At 70.1% G+C, this 15,341-nt stretch carries 13 protein-coding genes and 1 riboswitch; of the genes, 7 read left to right on the forward strand and 6 right to left on the reverse strand.

The genetic code is table 11. The features are described from left to right. Position 1 precedes the first annotated feature (1 nt). Positions 2-1,720 carry an aminotransferase class V-fold PLP-dependent enzyme gene (locus ACZ3UD_RS00310; protein ID WP_465581363.1) on the reverse strand — a complete coding sequence of 573 codons (1,719 nt, stop codon included), beginning with the start codon at positions 1,718-1,720 and terminating at the stop codon, positions 2-4. A 364-nt stretch (positions 1,721-2,084) separates the two neighbouring features. Between ACZ3UD_RS00310 and ctaC the strand changes: the two genes are divergently transcribed. From ctaC to ACZ3UD_RS00330, 4 genes are all read left to right on the forward strand, one after another. Then, positions 2,085-2,939 carry an aa3-type cytochrome oxidase subunit II gene (ctaC, locus tag ACZ3UD_RS00315; RefSeq protein WP_465580539.1) on the forward strand — a complete coding sequence of 285 codons (855 nt, stop codon included), beginning with the start codon at positions 2,085-2,087 and terminating at the stop codon, positions 2,937-2,939. Continuing rightward, the gene (ctaD, locus tag ACZ3UD_RS00320) at positions 2,936-4,711 is read left to right on the forward strand and encodes an aa3-type cytochrome oxidase subunit I (RefSeq protein ID WP_465580542.1); all 1,776 of its coding nucleotides are present in this window, start codon (positions 2,936-2,938) and stop codon (positions 4,709-4,711) included. Before ctaC ends, ctaD begins: the two co-directional genes overlap by 4 nt. Then, positions 4,711-5,127: a cytochrome c oxidase subunit 4 gene (locus ACZ3UD_RS00325; protein WP_189915175.1), complete on the forward strand. Its 417-nt coding sequence runs from the start codon at positions 4,711-4,713 to the stop codon at positions 5,125-5,127. Before ctaD ends, ACZ3UD_RS00325 begins: the two co-directional genes overlap by 1 nt. Before the next feature lie 170 nt (positions 5,128-5,297). Next, complete coding sequence (locus tag ACZ3UD_RS00330) at positions 5,298-6,548, forward strand: L,D-transpeptidase (RefSeq protein WP_465580545.1); 1,251 nt, start codon at positions 5,298-5,300, stop codon at positions 6,546-6,548. Positions 6,549-6,730: 182 nt separating this feature from the next. Here the strand turns inward: ACZ3UD_RS00330 and ACZ3UD_RS00335 are convergent, their stop codons facing one another. From ACZ3UD_RS00335 to ctaE, 5 genes are all read right to left on the reverse strand, one after another. Then, positions 6,731-7,102 (reverse strand): GntR family transcriptional regulator, encoded by a 372-nt coding sequence (locus tag ACZ3UD_RS00335; protein ID WP_465580547.1) that lies wholly within the window; start codon positions 7,100-7,102, stop codon positions 6,731-6,733. A gap of 103 nt (positions 7,103-7,205) precedes the next feature. Beyond that, positions 7,206-8,864 carry a cytochrome bc1 complex cytochrome b subunit gene (gene qcrB / locus ACZ3UD_RS00340; protein WP_465580550.1) on the reverse strand — a complete coding sequence of 553 codons (1,659 nt, stop codon included), beginning with the start codon at positions 8,862-8,864 and terminating at the stop codon, positions 7,206-7,208. Beyond that, a complete protein-coding gene (qcrA, locus tag ACZ3UD_RS00345; RefSeq protein ID WP_465580553.1) occupies positions 8,861-9,913 on the reverse strand; it encodes a cytochrome bc1 complex Rieske iron-sulfur subunit in 1,053 nt (350 codons plus the stop codon). Before qcrA ends, qcrB begins: the two co-directional genes overlap by 4 nt. Before the next feature lie 8 nt (positions 9,914-9,921). Beyond that, positions 9,922-10,731, reverse strand: coding sequence for a cytochrome bc1 complex diheme cytochrome c subunit (gene qcrC, locus ACZ3UD_RS00350; RefSeq protein ID WP_465580555.1), 810 nt, complete (start codon positions 10,729-10,731; stop codon positions 9,922-9,924). Between the two features lie 188 nt (positions 10,732-10,919). Next, positions 10,920-11,540 carry an aa3-type cytochrome oxidase subunit III gene (gene ctaE / locus ACZ3UD_RS00355; protein WP_355673336.1) on the reverse strand — a complete coding sequence of 207 codons (621 nt, stop codon included), beginning with the start codon at positions 11,538-11,540 and terminating at the stop codon, positions 10,920-10,922. A gap of 397 nt (positions 11,541-11,937) precedes the next feature. Between ctaE and ACZ3UD_RS00360 the strand changes: the two genes are divergently transcribed. The 3 genes from ACZ3UD_RS00360 to ACZ3UD_RS00370 all read left to right on the forward strand — a co-directional run bounded on the left by ACZ3UD_RS00360 (position 11,938) and on the right by ACZ3UD_RS00370 (position 15,339). Continuing rightward, positions 11,938-12,363, forward strand: coding sequence for a response regulator (locus tag ACZ3UD_RS00360; RefSeq protein WP_465580557.1), 426 nt, complete (start codon positions 11,938-11,940; stop codon positions 12,361-12,363). A gap of 118 nt (positions 12,364-12,481) precedes the next feature. Next, positions 12,482-13,558, forward strand: a complete 1,077-nt coding sequence (trpD, locus tag ACZ3UD_RS00365; RefSeq protein ID WP_465580559.1) for an anthranilate phosphoribosyltransferase — start codon at positions 12,482-12,484, stop codon at positions 13,556-13,558. 232 nt (positions 13,559-13,790) lie between these two features. Continuing rightward, positions 13,791-13,908: riboswitch (SAM riboswitch) on the forward strand. A gap of 51 nt (positions 13,909-13,959) precedes the next feature. Next, positions 13,960-15,339 carry an aminotransferase class V-fold PLP-dependent enzyme gene (locus ACZ3UD_RS00370; protein ID WP_465580561.1) on the forward strand — a complete coding sequence of 460 codons (1,380 nt, stop codon included), beginning with the start codon at positions 13,960-13,962 and terminating at the stop codon, positions 15,337-15,339. Positions 15,340-15,341: the final 2 nt, after the last annotated feature.

Consider the following 15,341-nt stretch of genomic DNA (forward strand, 5'->3'; position numbering starts at 1 on the left):
CTCAGGAGCGGCGCAGCACCAGGTAGGCCGAGCCCCGGTCGCCGCCGTACTCGGCGGCCGGGGCCTCGCCCGCGTACTCCTGCCCGCGCATCTCGCACCAGGCCGGGATGTCCAGCCGGGCCGCCTCGTCGTCCGCCAGCACGGCGACCGTGCCGCCCACCGGCACCTCGCCGATCCGCTTCGCCAGCTCGATCACCGGCAGCGGGCAGCGCTGGCCCAGCGCGTCGACGACTGTGACTCGCCCGCTCGCCTCCGGGCGCTCGGACCCGGTGCCGACGCTCTTCGCTCCGGCACTCCCTCCTGCGTCGGTCGCTGGTCGCTCCTCGCTTTCGGCACCGGCGCGCCCTTCGGCTCGGGGCGGGACTCGCCCGCTCGCCTCCGGGCGCTCGGACCCGGTGCCGACGCTCTTCGCTCCGGCACTCCCTCCTGCGTCGGTCGCTTGTCGCTCATCGCTTTCGGCACCGGCGCGCCCTTCGGCTCGGGGCGGGACTCGCCCGCTCGGGGTCTGCGCCACAGGCTCCTGTGCCACCGGCTCCGGCGCTACCGGCTCCGACGCCGGCAGGTCCAGCCCGAGCGGGGCCCGGACGCCCGCCACCAGGTCCGGCAGCACGGTGAGGAAGCGCTCCACGTCCGCCTCGGCCGTCCCGTACGGCAGCGAGACCCGGACGTTGCCCTCGGTGAGCACCCCCATCGCGGCCAGCACATGGCTCGGCGCCAGCGTCGAGGAGGTGCAGGAGGAGCCGGAGGAGACCGCGAAGCCCGCCCGGTCCAGCTCGGTGAGCAGCACCTCGCCGTCCACGTACAGACAGGAGAAGGTGACGATGTGCGGCAGTCGCCGCACCGGGTCGCCGACCACCTCGACCTCGGGCACCAGCTGCGGCACCCGGGTGCGGATCCGCTCCACCAGCGCGTGGAGCCGGGCGTTCTCCCGCTCGGCCTCGGCCCGTACGGCGCGCAGCGAGGCGGCCGCGGCCACGATCGCCGGGACGTTGACGTAGCCGGGCACCCGGCCGCCCTCGCGCTCGTCGGCCGGCAGCGGCGAGGAGTACCGGACCCCCTTGCGCACGGCGAGGACCCCGACCCCGGGTGGCCCGCCCCACTTGTGCGCGCTCGCGGTCAGCAGCGACCAGCCCGCCGGGACGTCCATCCGCCCGACGCTCTGCGCCGCGTCCACCAGCAGCGGCACCCCGGCCTCGGCGCACAGCGCGGCGACCTCGCCGACCGGCTGGACGGTGCCCACCTCGTGGTTGGCGCTCTGCAGCGCGGCCAGCGCGGTGTCCGGGCGTAGCAGGGCGCCGAAGACCTCCGGGTCCACGCGTCCGGTACGGTCCACCGGGGCGACGGAGACCGTACCCCCGCCCGCCTCTCCGCCAGCCTCCGGCCGGGGGTACCCCCATCGCTCGGCGACGTGCAGCACGCTGGAGTGCTCCACCGCGGAGTGCACCAGGTGCCCGCCGCGCCGCCGGTTCCCGGTCAGGGCGCCCAGCAGGCCGAGTTGGACGGCCTGGGTCCCGCTCGCGGTGAAGGCGATCTCGTCCGCCCGCGCGCCCAGGACGGCGGCCACCGTCTCGCGGGCGGCGTCCAGCAGCATCCGGGCCTGTCGGCCGGAGCGGTACAGCCGGGCCGGATCGGCCCAGCCCTCGTCCAGGGCGGCGGTCAGGGCCTGCCGCGCGACGGGGTGCAGAGGGGCCGTCGAAGCCACGTCGAAGTACACGGTCACATTTAACGGCACACCCGGGAGCGTCTCCGCTCCGGGCGCGTGGCTCACCGGCCGTCAGTCGATCATCCTTAATGTCCGCTTCGTCCGCGACCGACGGGCCGTCACTCGCGTTGTTCGAGGTCATCCCCCGATCGGGCGTAAGGACCTCGAATGCCTACGATGACCTGCGACGTAGTCCTTGCCGGGCCTGATCGGGCGACCGGGCGGCGCGTTACTGGGGGCTGCCCGTCAGGAGCGCATAAGGCTGGAGTAGGGTTTGGCCCGCATAAGCATTCAAACCGTGCCCGTGGACGGGTCGCCAGGGAGGCTCACAATCCTCCTTCGGTGCGACGCGAAGGCGGGCGAGACTTCGGGAAGGCGCTACGTGAGTCCCAACGGCTCCGACCGCTCGCCGCGGCGCACGATGCGGCGGAAGCTGCCTCAGGCGCTGGCACTGGGCCTCGTCATCGCGACCGCCACCGGCTGCTCGGCCAACGACCTCCCCAGGCTTGGCCTCCCGAGCCCCGTCACGAAGGAAGGACCCATGGTCCTCCAGATGTGGCAGGGCTCCTGGATCGCGGCGCTGGTGGTCGGCGTACTGATGTGGGGTCTGATCATCTGGAGCGTGATCTTCCACCGGCGTAAGCGCACCGGTGTGGAGATCCCCCCGCAGACCCGGTACAACGTGCCCATCGAGGCGCTCTACACCGCGGTCCCCATCATCATCGTCTCGGTCCTCTTCTACTTCGTCGCCCGCGACGAGGCGAAGCTGACGCACGTCTCCGCGAAGCCGCAGCACTACGTCAACGTGGTGGGCTTCCAGTGGAGCTGGGCGTTCAACTACGAGAACACCGAGACCCCCGACCCGGCCAACAAGGACGCCGCGTACGAGGTCGGTACGCCCAAGGACGTTCCGACGCTCTGGCTGCCGGTCAACGAGACGGTGCAGTTCCGGCTCACCTCTCGTGACGTCATCCACGACTTCTGGCCCGTCAACTTCATGATGAAGATGGACGTCGTGCCGGGCGTGGTGAACAAGTTCGAGGTCACCCCGACCGTCAAGGGCGACTACGTGGGCAAGTGTGCCGAGCTCTGCGGCGAGGACCACTCGCGCATGCTGTTCAACGTCAAGGTCGTCGACCGCGCCGACTACGACAAGCACCTGGCCGACCTTCGTGCCAAGGGCCAGGAAGGTGCGGTGCCTTCCGGCCTCATCACCATGGGAAGTGAAGCGAAGTGACCATCCTCAACGAGCCCGCCGCGGCCGGCGGGGGCGCCGAGGCCGTCACGGTCGGGGCGCAGCGGACCCGGAAGCCGGGTTCGACCATCATCAAGTGGTTGACCACCACTGACCACAAGACGATCGGCACCCTGTACCTGGGCACGTCGTTCGCCTTCTTCCTGATCGGTGGCATCCTCGCCCTGGTCATGCGTGCCGAGCTGGCTCGTCCCGGGACCCAGATCCTGTCGAACGAGCAGTTCAACCAGGCGTTCACGATGCACGGCACGATCATGCTGCTGATGTTCGCGACGCCGCTGTTCGCGGGCTTCGCGAACTGGATCATGCCGCTGCAGATCGGCTCCCCGGACGTGGCCTTCCCGCGTCTGAACATGTTCGCGTACTGGCTGTACCTCTTCGGTTCGACCATCGCGGTCTGCGGCTTCCTGACCCCGAACGGTGCCGCCGACTTCGGCTGGTTCGCCTACTCCCCGCTGTCGGACGCGGTGCACTCGCCCGGCATCGGCGGCGACATGTGGATCATGGGTCTGGCCTTCTCCGGCTTCGGCACGATCCTCGGTGCGGTCAACTTCATCACCACGATCATCTGCATGCGCGCTCCGGGCATGACGATGTTCCGGATGTCGATCTTCGTCTGGAACGTCCTGCTGACCTCGGTGCTGGTTCTGCTGGCCTTCCCGGTCCTGGCCGCCGCGCTGTTCGCGCTGGAGGCCGACCGCAAGTTCGGTGCCCACGTCTTCGATCCGGCCAACGGCGGGGCGATGCTCTGGCAGCACCTGTTCTGGTTCTTCGGCCACCCCGAGGTGTACATCATCGCGCTGCCGTTCTTCGGCATCGTGTCGGAGATCATCCCGGTCTTCAGCCGCAAGCCGATGTTCGGCTACTCCGGTCTGATCGCGGCCACCATCGGGATCGCCGGTCTGTCCGTGACGGTGTGGGCGCACCACATGTACGTCACCGGACAGGTACTGCTGCCGTTCTTCTCCTTCATGACCTTCCTGATCGCGGTCCCGACCGGTGTGAAGTTCTTCAACTGGGTCGGCACCATGTGGAAGGGCTCGCTGAGCTTCGAGACGCCGATGCTGTGGACGGTCGGCTTCCTGGTCACCTTCCTCTTCGGTGGTCTGACCGGTGTCCTGCTGGCCTCGCCGCCGATCGACTTCCACGTCTCGGACTCGTACTTCGTCGTCGCCCACTTCCACTACGTGGTCTTCGGCACCGTCGTCTTCGCGATGTTCGCCGGCTTCCACTTCTGGTGGCCGAAGATGACCGGCAAGATGCTGGACGAGCGCCTCGGCAAGATCACCTTCTGGACGCTGTTCTTCGGCTTCCACACCACCTTCCTGGTGCAGCACTGGCTCGGCGCGGAGGGCATGCCCCGCCGTTACGCCGACTACCTGGCCTCGGACGGCTTCACCACCCTGAACACCATCTCGACCGTCGGCTCCTTCGTGCTCGGCCTGTCGATCCTGCCGTTCCTCTACAACGTCTGGAAGACCGCCAAGTACGGCGAGAAGGTCGCCGTGGACGACCCGTGGGGCTTCGGCCGCTCGCTGGAGTGGGCGACCTCCTGCCCGCCGCCGCGGCACAACTTCCTCACCCTGCCCCGGATCCGCTCCGAATCCCCGGCCTTCGACCTCCACCACCCGGAGATCGCCGCGCTGGACTACCTGGAGAACCACGGTGAGCCGGCCAAGCACCTCGCCGGCGTGACCCCGGCGAAGTACGACGCCCCGCAGCTGGGCAAGGGCAAGAAGGAGGGCGACGCCTGATGAAGGAACAGGGAAAGATCTTCCTTGGCCTGTCGGTCTTCGTGCTGGCCATGGCCATCACCTACGGCCTGTGGACCAACAACTCGGGCCCGGGTCTGGAGGCCGCCGGTACCACGGCGCTGTTCCTGGCCTTCGCCCTCTGCGCCTTCATCGGGTACTACCTCGCCTTCACCGCCCGCCGGGTGGACAGCGGCGCGGGTGACAACCCCGAGGCCGAGGTCGCGGACGACTCCGGCGAGCTGGGCTTCTTCGCCCCGCACAGCTGGCAGCCGCTCTCGCTGGCGCTCGGTGGCGCGCTCGCCTTCCTGGGCGTGATCTTCGGCTGGTGGCTGATGTTCTGGGCCGCCCCGATCATCATGATCGGCATCTTCGGATGGGTCTTCGAGTTCTACCGCGGCGAGAACCAGAACCAGTAAGGTTCAGCTTCCGCCGACAGGGCCGGTTCCCCCGCACGGGGGAACCGGCCCTGCCGCGTCCCGGGGGTGACCGCCTCACTCGCCCGGGTGAACGGCGGGTCGCTCGGATGTCGTTCGGAGCAGGGCGTTCCTACGATCTGATTAATCGTGCGAAAACCTGGGAGGCGGCTATGGCCGACAGGCGCGGAATCGCAGGTATCGGCGGCATCTCGCTGACCCTCGCAGTGCTGGCCCCGCTGGCCGCCTGCTCGTCCGGTGACGAGTCCGGACCCCACCGGATCGACGCGGCCCGGCTCGTCCACCTCTCGGCCAAGGGCAAGGTCGACCCGTCCCAGCCGGTCACCGTGACGGCCGTGGAGGGCAGCCGGCTCACCGACGTCACGGTGGTCGGCCCGGACGGCCGGGTGGTGGCCGGCAAACTCGCCGACGACCAGCGCAGCTGGCAGACCACCGGCCGGCTGAAGGCCGACACCGCGTACAGCGTCCGGATCTCCGCCGACGACGGCAGGAACGGCCGCGGCGACACCACCGCCGGCTTCAGCACCCTGGCCGGCCAGCGCGTGCTCACCGCCAAGCTCGGCCCGGACTCCTCCGGCAGCGGCGTCTACGGCGTCGGCCAGCCGCTCACCGTGCAGCTCTCCCAGGCGGTGAAGGACCCGCAGGCCCGCCAGGAGGTCGAACGGGCTCTGACGGTGACCTCCCAGCCCGCCGTCACGGGCGCCTGGTACTGGGTGGACGACAAGAACCTGCACTTCCGCCCGGAGGAGTACTGGCCGGTCGGGACGACCGTCTCGCTGGCCTTCGACGGCACCGGCACCCGGATCGCGGACGGCCTCTACGGCGGCGACCGCAGCTCGCTGCGGCTGCGGATCGGGGCGCGGGTCGAGTCGGTGATCGACGCGGCCGCCCACGAGCTCACCCTGAAGCGCGACGGCCAGGTGCTCCGGACCATCCCGGTGACCACCGGCAGGCCCGGCTTCGACACCCGCAACGGCATCAAGGTGGTGCTCGGCCAGGAGCGCTCGGTCCGGATGAACGGCGAGACGATCGGTATCGCCGCCGGCACCTCGGATTCCTACGACCTGAACGTCGAGTGGGCCACCCGGGTGACGTGGAGCGGCGAGTACGTCCACGCGGCGCCCTGGTCGGTCAGTTCCCAGGGCATCGACAACGTCAGCCACGGGTGCACCGGCATGAGCACCGACAACGCCAAGTGGTTCTACGACAACACCCGGGTGGGGGATCTGGTCACGGTGGTGAACAGCCGCGGCGCCAGGATGGAGCCCTTCGGCAACGGCTTCGGGGACTGGAACGTCTCCTGGACGGACTGGGTCAAGCACAGCGCCCTCGGACAGCCCCTCAGCACCACCGCACCGGCCTCCCAGGCCCCCGCCGCGGGGATGATGCGGCCGGAGGTCTGAGGCTGGTATTCCCCCGCTCGCCTCCGGGCGCTCTGATCCGCTGCCGACGTTCGTCGTTCCGGCGCTCGTGCCTCGCTTGTCACTCCTCGCTTTCGGCAGCGGCGCGCCCTTCGGCTCGGGGGGGGAGGAGGGAGGGGGGAGGGGGGAGGGGGGAGGGGGGAGGCAGGGGGCTAGGGGGCGACTCAGGCCTCCGGGTAGGCCAGCCCCAGCGCGGTGACCACGGCGGCCAGGGCGTCGGCGTGGGACAGGCCCAGACGGTTCGCCCGTTCGGCGTACTCACCGGCGGCCGCGGCGGCCAGCCGGTGGGCGGTGTCCCCGGTGGCGGCGATCAGGGTGCCGCGCCGGCCGTGGGTCTCCACCACGCCGTCCGCCTCCAGCTCCCGGTAGGCCCGCGCCACCGTCCCGGCGGCCAGGCCCAGTTCCTCGGCCAGCGCCCGGACGGTGGGCAGCCGCAGCCCGGTCGGCAGCTCGCCGGAGCGGGCCCGCTCGGCGATCTGGGCGCGGATCTGCTCGTACGGGGGAGTGGCGGCGGCGGGGTCGACGGACAGCTGCACAGGGGCTCCTGGAGAGGCGGTGCGGTACAGGAAAGCCCGAGGGCCGCTGACCAGGTGAACTCTGGTCAGCGGCCCTCGGGGTGACGCCGGGGTGCGTACGGGATCAGTGGTGGCCGTGGCCGCTGGTGATCTCGTGGTGCTCCTCGCTGGTCGGCTTGGGGATCTGGCTGCCCTCGCCGTAGAAGCCGCGGGAGAGCTTGGCCCGGGTGCGGGTGAGGACGCCGGCCTTGCGGGCCACGCCGTTCTCGTCCGTCTGGGCCGGCAGCTCGATCGGCTGGACCTGCTCGTGCGCCGTGAGCTTGAACAGGTCCTTCTGCGGAAGCTGGGCGTGGACCTCGACGAACTCACCGTGCGGCAGGCGCTTGATGACACCGGTCTCGCGGCCGTGCAGCACCTTCTCCTTGTCACGGCGCTGGAGGCCGAGGCACCAGCGCTTGGTGACGATGAAGGTGATGACCGGCACCACGAAGAAGCCGGCGCGTACGAAGTAGGTGATCGAGTTGAGCGACAGGTGCAGGTGGGTGGCGAACAGGTCGTTGCCACCACCGGCCAACAGCACCAGGTACAGGCTGATCCAGGCGGCACCCAGGGCGGTGCGGACCGGGGCGTTGCGCGGGCGGTCCAGGATGTGGTGCTCGCGCTTGTCGCCGGTGATCCAGCCCTCGATGAACGGGTAGACCGCGATCGCGACCAGGACCAGCGGGAAGATCATCAGCGGGACGAAGACACCCAGGTTCAGGGTGTGGCCCCACAGGCTGATCTCCCAGCCCGGCATGACACGGATCAGCCCCTCGGAGAAGCCCATGTACCAGTCCGGCTGGGCGTCGGTGGACACCTGGTCGGGGCGGTACGGGCCGTAGGCCCAGATCGGGTTGATCGAGGCGATCGCCGACATGGCGGCGATGATGCCGAAGACGAGGAAGAAGAAGCCACCGGCCTTGGCCATGTAGACCGGCATCAGCGGCATGCCGACGACGTTCTTCTCGGTCTTGCCCGGGCCCGCCCACTGGGTGTGCTTGTGGTAGAAGACCAGGATCAGGTGCGCCACCAGCAGGCCGAGCATGATGCCCGGGATCAGCAGCACGTGGATGGTGAAGAACCGCGGGATGATGTCGGTGCCGGGGAACTCGCCCCCGTACAGGAACATCTGGATGTAGGTGCCCACCAGCGGGACGGCGAGGATCGCGCCTTCCATGAAGCGGATACCGGTACCCGACAGCAGGTCGTCCGGCAGCGAGTAGCCGAAGAAGCCGTCGAACATGCCCAGGACCAGCAGCAGGAAGCCGAAGACCCAGTTGATCTCACGCGGCTTGCGGAACGCGCCGGTGAAGAACACGCGCATCATGTGGACGAACATCGCGGCCACGAAGACCAAGGCGGCCCAGTGGTGGATCTGGCGGATCAGCAGACCGCCGCGAACCTCGAAGCTGATGTCGAGCGTCGAGGCGTACGCCTCGGACATCCCGATGCCCTTGAGCGGGATGTAGGCGCCGTTGTAGACGACCTCGCCCATCGAGGGCTTGAAGAACAGCGTCAGGTAGACACCGGTCAGGATGATGATGACGAACGAGTAAAGGCAGATCTCGCCCAGCATGAAGGACCAGTGGTCCGGGAAGATCTTCCGCAGGTTGGCCTTGGCGAGGGAGTAGATCCCCAGCCGGCCGTCCGTCCAGTCAGCCGCGGCCTCCCACTTGTTGGCGGGATTGGCGCGCGTGCTGGAGGGCTTGGCGGCACCGGTGGTGGTGCTGCTCGCGCTACTCATCGAGCACGCTCCCAGAAGCTCGGGCCGACAGGCTTCTCGAAGTCGCCGGTGGCGACCAGATTGCCCTTCTCGTCAGTGGTGATCTTCAGCTGCGGCAGCGGGTGGCCGGCCGGGCCGAAGATGACGCGCGCGCCGTCCGACAGGTCGAAGGTCGACTGGTGGCAGGGGCAGAGCGCGTGGTGGGTCTGCTGCTCGTACAGGCTGATCGGGCAGCCGACGTGGGTGCAGATCTTCGAGTAGGCGAGGATGCCCTCGAAGCCCAGCTCCTTGGACTTGTCGTCCTTGATGTCCTCCGGCGCGATGCGCACCAGCATCAGGGCGTCCTTGGCGATCCGCTGCTGGAAGTCCTCGTCGTGGGTGGTCAGACCCTCCGGCATGGCGAAGGTCAGCGAGCCGACCACGAGGTCCTCGGGCTTCAGCGGCTGCATGGTGCTCATGTTGACGAGCGGCAGCGGCTTGGCCGGGGTGGCCTCCTTCCAGCCCGTCTCCTGGAGCTTCTTCTCCGGCAGCGGGCCCAGGTCGCGGAGCAGGACCACGCCGGAGAGCGGGACCAGCGCCATCGACCCGATGAGGGTGTTGCGGATCATCTTGCGGCGACCGAAGCCGGACTCGGCGGCACCGGTCTTGAACTGCTCGATGACGTCCGCGCGGACCTCGTCGTCGGCCTCGATCGGGTGACGCTCGGCCGGCAGCTCGACGTCCGACATCAGGGTGCGGGCCCAGTGGACCGCGCCCGCGCCGATCATGAACAGCGCGACGCCCAGGGTCAGGCCGAGCGCGAAGTTCAGTGCGCTGACGTGCCCCAGCGGGAAGATGTAGACGATCTTGTCCGGGTCGATGGCCACGTACGAGGCGATGAAGCCGATGGTGGCGAGCATCGAGACCACGAACATCAGCGAGACCTGGCGCTCGGCGCGCTTGGCGGCCCGCTCGTCGATGTCGGTGCGACGGGGCTCGTGGGCCGGCAGGCCCGGGTCGGCGAAGGGGTTGCCGTGCTCGGCGACCTCGCCGGCGGAGCCGTGCGGCTCCGGGAGCTTCTCTTCTGACATGTCGTGGCTCATGACTTCTTGGCCTTGGTGGTGTGGGCGGCGACCCAGATCGCGACCGCGATGAGCGTGCCGAGACCGAAGATCCAGCCGAACAGACCCTCGGTCACCGGACCGAGGCTGCCCAGCGTGAGACCACCGGGGTTGGGCTCTTCGCTAGTGGTGTGGCGGACGAAGGCCACGATCTGCTTCTTCTGCTCCTCGGGCATGGTGGTGTCCGGGAACGACGGCATGTTCTGCGGGCCGGTCTGCATGGCCTCGTAGATGTGCTTGGCGTCCACGCCCTCCAGCGACGGGGCGTACTTGCCCTTGGTCAGGGCACCACCCTGGCCGGCGAAGTTGTGGCACTGGGCGCAGTTGGTGCGGAACAGCTCGCCACCCTTGGAGATGTCCTCGGGGTCGGTCGAGGTGTACTGCTTCTGGTCCGGCGTCACCGGGCCGGGGCCGAGGGAGGCGACGAAGGCGGCGAGCTGGTCGATCTCGGCCTGCGTGTAGATGTTCTTCTTGCGCGGCACCTGGGCGCCGGGCTGCTGGGCCGGCATGCGGCCGGTGCCGACCTGGAAGTCGACAGCGGCGGAGCCCACGCCGACCAGGCTCGGACCGTCGCTGCCGCCCTGGCCGTTCAGGCCGTGGCAGGAGGAGCAGCCCACGGCGAAGAGCTTCTTGCCCTCATCGATCGCGAGCGACTGCGCGGCGACGTCGGCCTGCGCCTTGTCGGCGGGCGCGAACGCGGCGTACAGCCCCCCGGTTGCCGCCAGGGCGAGAAGTAGGACGACCAGCGCCGCCAATGGGTGGCGCCGTCGTGCGGAGAGCTTTTTCACGGAATAACCCCGGTGTCAGGATCTGGTCGACTGGTGGGTGCACCCGGCGGCCGGTCTGGCCGGCACGAGGCTGCCTGTTCCAAGGCTGCGCGCGCGGTCGGTCGGTGGGAGCGTCGGCACCGGCAGAAGCGGCCCGTCGCCGATGAGGGCGGGGGCCGCAGCCGGTGGCCAGCGACCTGATCAGCTGGTTACTTGATCAGGTAGATGGTCGCGAACAGGCCGATCCACACGACGTCGACGAAGTGCCAGTAGTACGACACGACGATCGCGGCGGTGGCCTGCTCGTGCGTGAAGCGCTTGGCTGCGTACGTCCGTCCCAGGACCAGCAGGAAGGCGATCAGACCACCCGTCACGTGCAGCCCGTGGAAGCCGGTGGTCAGGTAGAACACCGTGCCGTACGGGTCGGAGGACAGCGAGAGGCCGTCCTTCTTGACCAGCTCGGTGTACTCGTAGACCTGGCCGCCGATGAAGATCGCGCCCATCATGAACGTGATGATGAACCACATGCGGAGCTTCTTCACGTCCCCGCGCTCGGCGGCGAACACGCCGAGCTGGCAGGTCAGCGAGGAGAGCACCAGGATGGTCGTGTTGACCGAGGAGAAGCCCACGTTCAGGGCGTGCGCCTTCTCGGTCCAGAACTCGGCTCCCTTGACGGAGCGGAGCGTGAAGTACATCGCGAAGAGGGCCGCGAAGAACATCAACTCGGAACTGAGCCAGACGATCGTTCCGACGCTGACCATGTTCGGTCGGTTGACCGATCCGTGCGCGTGCCCGGTTTCTACTGCTGTTGCTGTCGCCACGACGGACATTATGTCGGTCCCTTATTCCGTCTTCACGTCGGGGGGTGTCCCTCGGAGTGTCCGGTGCGTGCGGTATGCCCGCTTGGCGGTCGACGGGGTGTCCGGGCGGGGGCTGAGCAGCGGCGTGTCCCTTTTCTGACGGTTCCTTGGCGAGGCCCACGACCCCCTTGCCCGGCGGGTCGTTGCACGGTCGGCGCAGCGTCGGGTTGTAGGGGACAGGGTGCCGCATCGGCCGTCCGGGTGGTCTGGGCGGGTCCGGGTGACGGGCCGTCCTCCGGGCGGGTGAGCTGTGGGCGTGGCGGCTTGAGCGGGAACGTGCGCGAGGGGGACCCGGGACGGGGGGAAACGGGAGTAGCATCCGGATCAGGTGAACGTGGTCCGGATCACACTTGAGGGAGCAGGGTCCATGGCGTACACGACCGACGAGACGCTCACCGTCCTCGTCTACAGCGACGACCGCAACACCCGCGAGCAGGTGCTGACGGCGCTCGGCCGTCGACCCGCCGAGGATCTTCCGGAGCTGTCCTACCTGGAGTGCGCGACCACCCCCGCGGTGCTCAAGGCGCTCGAGAAGGGCGGCATCGACCTCTGCGTCCTGGACGGCGAGGCGGTGCCGGCCGGCGGGCTCGGTCTCGGGCGCCAGCTCAAGGACGAGATCTACGGCTGCCCGCCGGTGCTGGTGCTGATCGGCCGGCCGCAGGACTCCTGGCTGGCCGCCTGGAGCAGGGCCGATGCCGCGATCTCCCGCCCGGTGGACCCGGTCGCGCTGGCCGGGGCGGTCGCCACCCTGCTGCGGGCGCGACTGGCCAAGCGGGCCCCGGCCACGCGTTGAGCGGGGTTGTCTCAGTACTAGAGAAGACACCGCCGTAGGAACCCCACCGCTCGATAGGCTGGCTCCATCCGTACGGACGTCCCCGGTACAGGGGAACCCACGACAGCTGGAGTCAGCCATGGTGAACGTGAACCCTGCGAACGGCGGTAGTGACCCCGCGCAGGTGGTCCGCACCTGGCCGGACCTCCTGGCGGCACTGTTGAAGGGGGAGGACCTCGACCGCTCGTCCACCGCGTGGGCGATGGACCGGATCATGAGCGGCGAGGCGTCCCCCGTCCAGGTGGCCGGGTTCATGGTGGCGCTGCGGGCCAAGGGCGAGTCGGTCGACGAGATCGCCGGCCTGGTCGACGCGATGTACGAGCACGCCGAGCCGCTGGACATCCCCGGCCCGGCGGTGGACATCGTCGGCACCGGCGGGGACCGGGCGAAGACCGTCAACATCTCCACGATGTCGGCGATCGTCGCGGCGGCCGCCGGGGCCAAGGTGGTCAAGCACGGCAACCGGTCGGCCTCGTCCACCAGCGGCTCCTCGGACGTGCTGGAGAAGCTCGGCGTGGCGCTGGACCTGTCGGCCCGCCGGGTGGCCGAGGTGGCCGAGGAGGTCGGGCTCACCTTCTGCTTCGCGGCGAAGTTCCACCCCTCGATGCGGCACGCCGCCACCGCGCGGCGCGACCTCGGGGTGCCGACCGCCTTCAACATCCTCGGCCCGCTGACCAACCCGGCCAAGGTCACCTCGCACGCGATCGGCTGCTTCGACACCCGGCTCTCCGGGCTGATCGCCGGGGTGCTCGCCCGGCGCGGGGCGAGCGCGCTGGTGTTCCGCGGCGACGACGGGCTGGACGAACTGACCATCACCACCACCTCGCAGGTGTGGCTGGTGCGCGACGGGGTGGTCACCGAGACCTCCTTCGACCCGCGGGACGTCGGCATCGAGCTGGTCGGCATCGAGGCGCTGCGCGGGGCGGACGCCGCCCACAACGCCGAGGTCGCGCGCAGGCTGCTGGCCGGAGAGCACGGGCCGGTCCGGGACGCCGTGCTGCTGAACACCGCGGCGGCGCTGGTGGCGCTCGACCTGGGCGACGCGCCGCTGACGGAGCAGCTCGCCGCGGGCATGGCGCGGGCGGCGGAGGCGATCGACTCGGGCGCCGCGCGGGACCTGCTGCGGCGCTGGGCGGATGCCACCAGCCGTAGCTGAGGCGGAAGTCGAGGGCCCGTACCGGTTCGCCGGTGCGGGCCCTGCGCACACGCCCCGAGCCGAAGGGGCGCGCCGGCGCCGAAAGTTGAGGAGCGACGAGCGAGGTACGAGCGCCGCAGTGACGAGCGTCGGCGCCGGGTTCGAGCGCCCCGGAGGCGAGCGGGCGAGAACACTGTCCGGATGGTGGATGACTGTTTGACCACTCGGCGGACCCGACCTAGAGTCTTGGCCAGGTCATGAGTGACAGCGTCAAGCCCCAGCTTGCTGTCCGGCAACCCTCCGTCCGTGGCGGGGTGCCCTGGGTGAGGACCGGGTCGCTCGGCAAGCCGTCCGTGCGACAAGCGCGGACGCCCGACGACCAGCACTCCCGGGGTCCCTCATCCCTGAAGGAGTGCATCCTCATGTCCCTCTCCACCGAAATCTGCGCGCCGCTCGCCGTCCTGGGCCACGATGTCCAGGTCCCGCTGGCCAGCGGGGAGAAGGTCGGCTACGCGGCGCTCGACTACGCGGCCAGCGCGCCGGTGCTCCAGCGGGTGTGGGACGACGTCGCCGCCTACGCGCCGTACTACGGCAGCGTGCACCGCGGCGCCGGGTACCTCTCCCAGCTCTCCACCGACCTGTTCGAGCAGAGCCGCCGGACCGTCGCCGAGTTCCTCGACCTGCGCGAGGGCGACCAGGTGGTCTTCACCCGCGCCACCACCGACTCGCTCAACCTGCTGGCCGCCGCCGTGCCGGACGGCACCCGGGTGTTCGCCTTCGAGACCGAGCACCACGCCTCGCTGCTGCCCTGGGCGCACGCCGGGCTGGAGGTCAGCTACCTGCGGGCGCCGCGCTCGCGGGCCGAGGCGGTGGCCGCACTGGACGCCGCACTGGCCGCGGCGCCCGAGGGGCCGAAGCTGCTGTGCGTCACCGGTGCCTCCAATGTGACCGGCGAGCTGTGGCCGGTCGCCGAGCTGACCGGGACGGCGCACCGGCACGGCGCCCGGGTGGTGCTGGACGCCGCCCAGCTGGCCCCGCACCACCGGGTCTCGGTGCGCGAGCTGGACGTCGACTGGATCGCCTTCTCCGGCCACAAGCTGTACGCGCCGTTCGGCGCCGGGGTGCTGGCCGGGCGCTCCGACTGGCTGGACGCGGCCCAGCCGTACCTGGCCGGTGGCGGGGCGACCCGGACGGTGGCGCGGGAGGTGGACGGCTCGGTGGCCGTCCAGTGGCACAGCGGCCCGGCCCGGCACGAGGCCGGCTCGCCGAACGTCATCGGCGCCTACGCGATCGCCTCGGCCTGCCGGGCGCTGACCGAGGCCGGCTTCGACGCGCTGGAGGCCCGGGAGCGGCAGCTGGTCGAGCGGCTGACGGCGGGGCTGGCGGAGATCCCGCAGGTCAAGGTGCTGAACCTGTTCGGGGCGGGCTCGGCCCGGGTGGGCGTGCTGTCCTTCGTCGTCCAGGGCTGGAACAGTTCGCACTTCTCGGCCGCGCTGTCCGCCGAGTACGGCATCGGGGTGCGCGACGGGCTGTTCTGCGCGCACCCGCTGGTGCGCACCCTGCTCGGCGACGAGGACGTCCCCGCGTCCGAGTGCGGGGCGCCCGAGCCCTCGCTGCCGGGCGAGCGAAGCCTGAACGCGATCCGGGTGAGCTTCGGCGCCGGGACCCCGGACGAGCACGTCGAGCGCTTCCTGACCGCCGTCCGCGAGCTGGTCACGGACGGCGCGGCCTGGAACTACCGCAACGAGGGCGGCCGTTGTGTGGCGACCGTGCAGATCGACAGGGGGCGTCGCGAGGGCTGAGC

This window comes from Kitasatospora sp. NPDC023118, from assembly GCF_055560875.1.

Bases quoted from the DNA above. Each gene is read 5' to 3' on its own strand.
- ACZ3UD_RS00325 (WP_189915175.1), top strand. From the start codon at position 4,711: ATGAAGGAACAGGGAAAGATCTTCCTTGGCCTGTCGGTCTTCGTGCTG.
- ACZ3UD_RS00330 (WP_465580545.1), top strand. From the start codon at position 5,298: ATGGCCGACAGGCGCGGAATCGCAGGTATCGGCGGCATCTCGCTGACC.
- qcrB (WP_465580550.1), bottom strand. From the start codon at position 8,864: ATGAGTAGCGCGAGCAGCACCACCACCGGTGCCGCCAAGCCCTCCAGC.
- qcrA (WP_465580553.1), bottom strand. From the start codon at position 9,913: ATGTCAGAAGAGAAGCTCCCGGAGCCGCACGGCTCCGCCGGCGAGGTC.
- ctaE (WP_355673336.1), bottom strand. From the start codon at position 11,540: ATGTCCGTCGTGGCGACAGCAACAGCAGTAGAAACCGGGCACGCGCAC.
- ACZ3UD_RS00360 (WP_465580557.1), top strand. From the start codon at position 11,938: ATGGCGTACACGACCGACGAGACGCTCACCGTCCTCGTCTACAGCGAC.
- trpD (WP_465580559.1), top strand. From the start codon at position 12,482: ATGGTGAACGTGAACCCTGCGAACGGCGGTAGTGACCCCGCGCAGGTG.
- ACZ3UD_RS00370 (WP_465580561.1), top strand. From the start codon at position 13,960: ATGTCCCTCTCCACCGAAATCTGCGCGCCGCTCGCCGTCCTGGGCCAC.